The organism is Dyadobacter psychrophilus (assembly GCF_900167945.1).
In the GTDB taxonomy this organism is placed as follows: domain Bacteria; phylum Bacteroidota; class Bacteroidia; order Cytophagales; family Spirosomataceae; genus Dyadobacter; species Dyadobacter psychrophilus.
Window position 1 is genome coordinate 172,086 of record NZ_FUZA01000009.1, and the last position, 7,701, is coordinate 179,786.

Annotated in this window: 8 protein-coding genes and 1 tRNA gene; 2 read left to right on the plus strand and 7 right to left on the minus strand. The window is 46.0% G+C overall.

The window, feature by feature from the left end; translation table 11 throughout:
* Window positions 1-33: 33 nt before the first annotated feature.
* Window positions 34-744 (minus strand): SDR family oxidoreductase, encoded by a 711-nt coding sequence (locus tag B5X68_RS25405; protein ID WP_082217571.1) that lies wholly within the window; start codon window positions 742-744, stop codon window positions 34-36.
* Window positions 745-806: 62 nt separating this feature from the next.
* Between B5X68_RS25405 and B5X68_RS25410 the strand changes: the two genes are divergently transcribed.
* Both B5X68_RS25410 and B5X68_RS25415 read left to right on the plus strand, forming a co-directional pair.
* Window positions 807-1,535, plus strand: a complete 729-nt coding sequence (locus B5X68_RS25410; protein ID WP_082217572.1) for an MlaE family ABC transporter permease — start codon at window positions 807-809, stop codon at window positions 1,533-1,535.
* A gap of 41 nt (window positions 1,536-1,576) precedes the next feature.
* On the plus strand, window positions 1,577-2,323 hold the full coding sequence (locus B5X68_RS25415; RefSeq protein ID WP_082217573.1) for an ABC transporter ATP-binding protein: 747 nt from the start codon (window positions 1,577-1,579) through the stop codon (window positions 2,321-2,323).
* Window positions 2,324-2,329: 6 nt separating this feature from the next.
* Here B5X68_RS25415 and B5X68_RS25420 read toward each other — a convergent pair whose 3' ends face one another.
* The 6 genes from B5X68_RS25420 to B5X68_RS25445 all read right to left on the minus strand — a co-directional run.
* A complete protein-coding gene (locus B5X68_RS25420; protein WP_082217574.1) occupies window positions 2,330-3,832 on the minus strand; it encodes a lipopolysaccharide biosynthesis protein in 1,503 nt (500 codons plus the stop codon).
* A 130-nt stretch (window positions 3,833-3,962) separates the two neighbouring features.
* On the minus strand, window positions 3,963-4,568 hold the full coding sequence (locus tag B5X68_RS25425) for a TetR/AcrR family transcriptional regulator (protein ID WP_082217575.1): 606 nt from the start codon (window positions 4,566-4,568) through the stop codon (window positions 3,963-3,965).
* 242 nt (window positions 4,569-4,810) lie between these two features.
* Entirely contained in the window at window positions 4,811-6,001 is a 1,191-nt protein-coding gene (locus B5X68_RS25430; protein ID WP_082217576.1) for an SGNH/GDSL hydrolase family protein, read from the minus strand.
* A gap of 91 nt (window positions 6,002-6,092) precedes the next feature.
* Window positions 6,093-6,163: transfer RNA gene (locus B5X68_RS25435), tRNA-Gln, on the minus strand.
* 66 nt (window positions 6,164-6,229) lie between these two features.
* Entirely contained in the window at window positions 6,230-7,108 is an 879-nt protein-coding gene (gene fabD, locus B5X68_RS25440) for an ACP S-malonyltransferase (RefSeq protein ID WP_082217591.1), read from the minus strand.
* Between the two features lie 96 nt (window positions 7,109-7,204).
* Window positions 7,205-7,701 (minus strand): T9SS type B sorting domain-containing protein (locus B5X68_RS25445; RefSeq protein WP_141110412.1); only part of this gene is annotated, 497 nt, incomplete at its 5' end.

The following is a 7,701-nucleotide window of genomic DNA, read 5'->3' on the forward strand; positions in this document are numbered from 1 at the left end:
GCAATTTAGTAAAATTGCGCTATTGTACACCAATCAATCTAAATCTCCGAGCTGCGGTCTGATCAATATTTCCTCCATCACGGCCCTTGGGGACAATGTATACGCAGCCCAAATCGTATCCGCAATATCTTTCGAGTCCATAAACCGGTCTTCGGGTAAGTCTGCGCCTTTCCAGCTATCCGTAAACGTTGCACCGGGTAATACGGCAGTTACCTTTACATTATGCGGCTTCATTTCCTCCCGAAGCACTTTGGTCATTCCGTAAAGCGCGAATTTGGAAATGCAGTATGAACCGCCATTCGGATAAGCCATAATGCTTGCTGTAGAGCACATGGTGAAAATATGACCTTTCCGTTCTTCCATCATTCCGGGAACGATTGCCCGTGTGAGGTGATAGGCGCTGTAAAGATTGGTCTCTATTGTTTTTTCCAAAGTGCCTTCCGTTTCATTATGGATCTGGCCCGGAATGAATACGCCGGTGTTGTTAATAAGGACCTCTGTAATTCTGTTTTTTGAAATAATAAAATCAATAAATGCACTGAGATCCTCTTTCAGGGAAAGATCAGCGGCCTGGTAGTAGAGTCTGGCATTGGCAAACCGGTTAGTTAATTCCTTTTCCAGCTCTTCGAGATCATTAGCGTTTCTCGCACAAGTGATTACATCAAACCCTTCACCTAAAAACCGTTCGATGCATGCTTTTCCAATCCCTTTCGTACCTCCGGTAACAACCGCTAATGGATTCATTTTTCTGATTGCTTCTTTTTTTGCCTATTTTTCCCGAAAATATTGAATACAATTAAGATATCATGTCTGTAATCGGGAAATACTTCATTTTTTTAGGAACGCTATTCGGAAAGGGTGAAAAACTATCGGTGTACTGGCGGCGGCTCATGGAAGAATGTGTGGGAATAGGGGTGAGCTCAATATTCATTGTTGCCATCGTTTCCACATTCATCGGGGCGGTTTCCTGCATTCAAACGGCCTATAACCTTGTCAGCCCGATCATTCCGATATCAACCGTTGCGCTGATCGTGCGGGATATGGAAATTCTGGAACTTGCTCCTACGATCACATGCATCGTGCTGGCGGGAAAAGTCGGTTCCAACATTGCCAGTGAGCTGGGCACCATGCGCATTACCGAGCAAATTGACGCATTGGAGGTGATGGGGATCAATTCATCGTCTTATCTGGTTTTGCCAAAAGTCATTGCGGCGATGCTGACTTTCCCTATGCTGGTCATTTTTTCCGCATTTCTCGGGATTCTGGGCGGTTACCTGGCGGGAACATTAACCGGCGTGATTACCGAGCGCGATTATTTATACGGGATTAGGGATTCATTTGTGCCCTACAATATTTTCTTCATGTGCGTAAAACCTTTTGTTTTTGGCTTCCTGATCGCAACAATATCTTCGTTCAAGGGATTTTTTACAGTCGGCGGTGCGTTGGAAGTGGGTAGGTCGAGCACAGAAGCGGTTACCAACAGCTGTATCTCTATTTTGGTTGCCGATTATCTTTTAGCCCAGCTTTTATTGTAAAAGCACATTTAGCCATGAATTAAGAATAACTGAATCAGCAAATGATTGAAGTAAGCGATATATCCAAAGCATTTAATGGTAAGGAAGTTTTAAAAGGCATTAGTGCATCATTTAAAAAAGGAGAAACCAACCTCATCATAGGCGGCAGCGGAACGGGAAAAAGTGTTTTGCTCAAATGCATGATCGGCCTCGTGAAGCCGGATAAGGGTAATGTGCTCTATAATGGCCGGGATTTTTATAATTGTGATAAAGAAACACAGCAGTCTATAAGGCGCGAAATGGGCGTTCTCTTTCAGGGAGGGGCGCTTTTTGATTCTAAAACCGTTGAGGAAAATGTACGGTTTCCGCTGGATATGCTTACTGACCAATCCGTTCAGGAAAAGCAGGAGCGTGTTGCATTTTGTTTACAGCGCGTAGGCTTGGAAGCGGCCGCCAAACGAATGCCTTCGGAAATCAGCGGCGGGATGAAAAAACGCGTAGGGATCGCCAGGGCTATTGTAATGAACCCGATGTATCTTTTCTGCGATGAACCCAACTCCGGACTGGATCCGCTGACTTCCGTGAAGATTGACGAATTGATCAAAGAAATTACCGAAGAATACCAGATCACGACGATCATTATCACGCACGATATGAACTCCGTGATGGAAATCGGGCAGAACATTATGTTCCTTTATCAGGGAGCCAAGCTGTGGGAAGGGGTTAATTCTGAGATTATTAGAACGGATGTTCCGGAGTTAAAAGAATTCCTGTTTTCCAATAAGCTGCTTCGGGAAATGGAGAAATAAGGCCTGCTATCTCCTGTTCAAAAAAGGAATGTTCTTCCGCTCAATCAAAAATACAACCACAGCAAAGATCGCCAGGATCAGCATATGCACGGGAACTGCAATATAGAGGTCCGGGATTTTAATGAATGCTGAGGCAGTGATCACCAGCCCGCCAATGCCAATGTAGCCCACGGCAGAAAGGACGTCATAAGGAACCGGATAATATTTTTGGCCAAAATAATAACACAACGCGACCATAATAAAGGACGAAGCAGCAAATGCTATGGCGAAACCCAGGTAACCGATCTGCGGCACGAGAATAAAACTGGTCGCAATGGTGATCCCAGCGCCCATTAACGTAAGCCAGGTCCCGTATTCTGTTTTGTCTGTAAGCTTAAACCACGTAGCGAGATTGTAGTAAACACCCAGGAACAGGTAACCTGCCAGCAACCACGGCACTACGGGCAATCCTTCGTGATAGATCTTTTGTTTTAAAAACAATGCTGCCAGCAAGTCCAGGTTCAGGCATATGCCCACCCACATCAGCACACAGATAATGATGAAGTATTTGGTCACCTTGGCAAACACAGGGGGCGCACTCTTATCTTCTCCTTTTGAAAAGAAAAACGGCTCCGCAGCATATTTGAACGATTGGATCGCCAGATTCATGAAGATCGACAACTTGTAACATTGCACATAGATCCCGATTGCCTGCTTGGAAGTTCGGCCCGGATAAAAATTCTCTGGCAGCAGAAATTGAATGAATGCCCTGTCAAACAGCATATTCAGCACACCACCCGCATTCATGATCATGATCGGGTAGGCATAAATCCAGACAGGACGAAAAAGTGTTTTATTAAATACGAATTTGAAATCGGCAAATTCCTTTCTTAGCATCACGAAAAACAGCACATTAGCAACCAAGTTGGCCATGACAATGTAGTCTGGCGCACGCAGGGGATCGTAAATGGCGTCGATGGCAGGTTGAAGGAAAGTCAGATATTTTCCAGCGTGGATATCCCTGCAAACCACAAGGAAGAACAGGTTCAAAAAGATGTTGATCGCAATGTTGGCAACGCGCACCACAACGAACTTTTTTCCTTTCCCTTCAAGCCGCAAACGCGCAAACGGGATCGATACTATGCCGTCGATCGCCATAATTACCGCGAACATTCTTACCAGCGAGACGCTTTCCGGGTATTTAATAAACTCCGCAGCCGGGCCGGCAAAAAGGAATAACAAGCCGGAGAAAAATACGCTGATAATGATGACAGCGCTGAGAATCAGGTTGTAATATGCCTTGCGGTCGGTTTCTTGCCGGGCGAAACGGAAAAATGCCGTTTCCATTCCGAATGTATAAAGCACCATCCCGAGCCCCGCGTATGCATAAAGCTGACCCTGGGCGGCAATTTGTTCCGGTTCAAAAAGTTTGGTGTGTAAGGCAACCAGCAGATAATTCAGAAATCGCCCCAGCATCGTGCTGATGCCATAAATAGCGGTTTCGCTGGCTAATTTTTTTAAGACGCTCATTGACTGTTAACCTGCGGCAAGTATTTGCAGAGAACGCAAATATAGAACAAGGAGTGTACAATATTTCAAATGAAATAGCTGCACACTCCCTGGTAACAAGTAAAATTCCTTCAATAATTTTCTCAGCAGGTTAGTTGCGGATGTCCGTAATAATGTGTTCGATCACTTTTTCAATGCGTTGCCAGCCTTCATCTGAATGCAGGTCAACGTCGATCATTTTTTCACGATAATCAGTGGAAATGGTCATAAAGTAAATGCCGGCGGAGAGAAACGACACAAGCGCGCTAGTGTCGCTGTAATTGGGCAGGTTGCCGATTTTGTCGAGGATACGCGTCGCAACCTGGTTACGTGCATCCGATAACATGGATTTGCCGGTTCCGATTTCCCAGCGCAAAAGGTCGCGGGTGGCTTTTCGCTCCCGCAAATCATTCATAAAAGTGTGCATCAGACTGGTAAGGGCTTTGCTGCGTTCTTCGGGTGCCAAGGTAGGAATGTTATCAATGTATTCGGTTCCGGTAGTAGAAGTGTACTCGCCCGATTTTACATATTGTTCCATTAATCCGTCGACACTTTCAAAGTATCGGTAGATTAAGACCTTGTTGACGCCCGCCGTTCGGGCAATTAAATTTACGCCTACTTTTTCTGTTCCATGTTTTTCAATTACTTCGCCTACTGCTTTGAGGATTTTACTTTTTGTACGCTCTCGGTCGCGCTTTTTAACTTTCTCAATTTTCATGTTGGGTGCCGTTTAGGTTAAAACATAGTAAATTTAATATTTCATCTGGAAATATTATACCCGCAAATTATTATAAGTCACCATTTTTGGAAATTTGTAGCTTAAAGGCCCTCTGATCGATAAAATCGGCCAATTCATAGATAATAATGGCCAGTTCGTCGACTAATTTGTACAGATTCTTAAAAAGAAAGGCACAAAAAAGAGCCCATTTTGCAATAAGCCCTTCCTAAGCTGATCATTTTCTACACTGTCTTGCGAACCCCAATCCGATGAACTTTGAAGCTCGCTGCAATGGGTGTGGCACTGGCTCTGTCCACAAGATCCACTTTCACCGCTTGCCGCACAATAGCCGGAATTCCGGCAGCGATGGTGATAGGAGGAGTTCGGAATGTGTACCGGCCTCCGGCTGGCAATGGAGACGGAACCTGGTCCAGCGCCAGGATACTTTCGGCGTTGGCCAGATTGGCATAGCCGGATGTCCAAACCAGCAGGCCCACATTAAAGTCCAGGATATTTGCGTCAGTTGTCAATATTTCTATATCGCCAAATGCTTCTACAACATCACCCGCCACAAGGCCACTCGTGTTAAATTCCTGAGACAATACGACCGACCTGCTACTGCCTGTATAACTTCCGGAAATCGAGATCACTTGCTGGTTGAGCCCGTTGTCCATGGTTTTACTACCTGTAACCACCGCGCCGCCTGCGCTGCCCGCGTCAAGCAGCCAGCTCGTTGCCACGGTCCCGGTTGCTGTGTTCTTTGTTCCGGTGGTTCCGGCCAGGATTGGGTTCGCTGTAAATGAATTGTCCGCAAAGAAACTATCTGCAAGGTTGGTTGGCTGAATGAAGTCCAGCAAGGCCTCTGCGACAGGCGTCGAAGCCGCATATGCACCGGTAGGATTGAAATGCAGACCATCTGCATAAAAAGCAGCATTGTTAACAACCAGATCAAGATTAACCGCCTTTGTAGTTTCGGAGGTTAATGTTTTAATGAATGTATTCACCGTATTCCTGACAATTTCCGCAGCCGGGCTTAATGCCGCAGGTGCAAACCTCGGCGGGATCGTGATAATGACCACGTAAGCGCCTATTGCCTTGAAAGCATTGTGGATATAGGTGAGGTTGCTGATAATAGTTGCAGCGCTTGCGCCACCGGCCGCGTCGTTTGTCCCGCCATCCATGATCACGAGTGCAGGATTGAGGGCAACAGCTGCGCCTAATCTGGCCAGCATTTGCGTAGTTGTGTTCCCTGAAATCCCTTTGTTGCCGTTAACGGGCAAGAACAGGGAATTGTTGATTCTGAGCAACGCATAAGTAGCCAATGCAGTGGATTGGAAGGCCGTGTAATTGATGGCGCTGCCGGTTGTTTGAGCAATAAGGGAATCTCCGAAGATCACAATCCGGGAATTGATCTTCAAGTAAGGCTGATCCATAATAATGTTAAAAGTTTGATTGGGATGCGGAGGGGAAGATATAAAAAAAGACCGCCGTAATTTAAATTACAGCGGTCTTGCTTTTTAACTGTTGGCCGACAAGGACTCGAACCCTGAATAAGACAACCAAAATGTCCTGTGTTACCATTACACCATCGGCCAAAACCGTAAACAGTGGTGCAAAAGTAATGCGGCTAATTCAGGATGTCAAGTTTTTGGTGAAAAAAATTAAATGCTTTTTATTTCAACATTGGAAGCGATTTTCTTTACCAACCCTTGAAGCACTTTTCCCGGACCGCACTCAATGAAGGTTTCTGCGCCGTCATTTACCATCTGCTCAATGGATTGCGTCCACCTTACGGGCGCCGTCAATTGCGAAATCAGGTTTTCTTTAATCACGTTTACCTCGGTGGCAGGCTTGGCATTTACGTTTTGGTAAACTGCACAAATCGGCGGCTGAAATTCCGCCGCATGGATCGCTGATGCCAGTTCTTCCCTCGCAGGCTCCATCAATGGCGAGTGAAATGCGCCACCAACCGGTAAAATCAATGCTCTTTTTGCACCGGCAGCTTTCAACAGCTCACAAGCTTTTTCAACACCTTCAATTGTGCCTGATATTACGACCTGCCCGGGACAGTTGTAATTCGCCGGGACTACAATTTCATCTGTAATGCCTGCGCAAACTTCTTCGATAATGTTGTCAGCCAGCCCCAGGATCGCCGCCATGGTGGAAGGACGGATCTCACACGCTTTCTGCATCGCATCCGCGCGTTTAGCCACGAGTTTCAGTCCATCCTCGAACGATAATGCGCCTGCGGCAACCAATGCGGAAAATTCACCTAATGAATGACCAGCAACCATATTAGGGTCAAAATCGGTGCTGATTTTTGCAAGTATAACCGAATGTATGAAAATAGCAGGCTGTGTTACATTCGTCTGTTTGAGTTCTTCGTCAGTGCCTTCGAACATGATTTTGGTTATATCAAAGCCAAGAATGCCGTTAGCCTGATCAAAAAGCGTTTTTGCAGAGTCTGAGGACTGATAAAGATCAAGTCCCATTCCTTTGAACTGGGAACCCTGTCCGGGGAAGATGTATGCACTTTTCATAATGATCGTTTTCGTTTGGGGATTTGAATAAAAAAGCCCGGTCATTCCGACCGGGCTACAAAGGAAATACTTCGACGCCAAAGAAAAAAGACGTCCTTATCTGATGATCTGCACCCAGCCTTTGATTGTGGTAGGTGTGCTTTCTCTTTTTGAAGACTCGAAGAAGATGGTTACTTCATAATAATATTGTCCTGCTGCCAGGTCCTTTCCACTGTTGGTTTTACCGTTCCAGTTAATGTTGACATCATTGGTTTTGAACACCTGCGCGCCCCATCTGTTGAATGCTTTGAATTCCAGGGACTGCACAAAAGCAGGGCATTCGTAAGGCTGGAAGACGTCGTTTTTGCCATCTGCATTTGGGGTAAATACATTAGGCAGCACATACATAGGGCAGTTGTCCTTGCATACAATGTTACTAGGGGCGCTCTCGGCCCCAAACCGGTTGACTGCCGTCACATAATAGCAGCCTGCAAAGGAAGTAAGCCCTTCGTGGTTGAATGTGGTTGCCAGCGGCGATGGGGGCGTGGTAACGGTGGCTATCAATGCTGGCGTATCGCCTTCGTAACGGGCATAGTAAATGCGGTAAGCCGATA

Coding starts and splice junctions, on each gene's coding strand:
- B5X68_RS25425 (WP_082217575.1), bottom strand. CDS start 4,568: ATGAAAATTGAGAAAGTTAAAAAGCGCGACCGAGAGCGTACAAAAAGT.
- fabD (WP_082217591.1), bottom strand. CDS start 7,108: ATGAAAAGTGCATACATCTTCCCCGGACAGGGTTCCCAGTTCAAAGGA.
- B5X68_RS25430 (WP_082217576.1), bottom strand. CDS start 6,001: ATGGATCAGCCTTACTTGAAGATCAATTCCCGGATTGTGATCTTCGGA.
- B5X68_RS25405 (WP_082217571.1), bottom strand. CDS start 744: ATGAATCCATTAGCGGTTGTTACCGGAGGTACGAAAGGGATTGGAAAA.
- B5X68_RS25410 (WP_082217572.1), top strand. CDS start 807: ATGTCTGTAATCGGGAAATACTTCATTTTTTTAGGAACGCTATTCGGA.
- B5X68_RS25420 (WP_082217574.1), bottom strand. CDS start 3,832: ATGAGCGTCTTAAAAAAATTAGCCAGCGAAACCGCTATTTATGGCATC.
- B5X68_RS25415 (WP_082217573.1), top strand. CDS start 1,577: ATGATTGAAGTAAGCGATATATCCAAAGCATTTAATGGTAAGGAAGTT.